This window comes from Thalassotalea coralli (genome assembly GCF_055786205.1).
Genome location: NZ_JBVVBK010000030.1, coordinates 1 through 273, shown reverse-complemented (window position 1 = coordinate 273; position 273 = coordinate 1). Strand labels below are relative to the sequence as shown.

At 42.9% G+C, this 273-nt stretch carries 2 rRNA genes; both read right to left on the bottom strand.

Annotated features, from left to right (window positions below):
• Positions 1-82 (bottom strand): 5S ribosomal RNA (rrf, locus tag ACOB80_RS20885); the annotation flags it as partial.
• A gap of 94 nt (positions 83-176) precedes the next feature.
• Positions 177-273: ribosomal RNA gene (locus ACOB80_RS20880) — 23S ribosomal RNA — on the bottom strand; the annotation flags it as partial.

Here is a 273-nt window from a genome sequence, read left to right as displayed (position 1 = left end):
CCACACTACCATCGGCGCTATTGCATTTCACTTCTGAGTTCGGCATGGGGTCAGGTGGTTCTACAATGCTATTGTCGCTAAGCAAAATCGTTACAAATTTGGAAAGCTTTTCTTATATCTCTACTTCTATCTTCACATTACGTGATAATCAGTCATTAAAACCATTTGGGTGTTGTATGGTTAAGCCTCACGGGCAATTAGTATCAGTTAGCTCAAGGCCTCACAACCCTTACACACCTGACCTATCAACGTCGTAGTCTCCAACGACCCTTT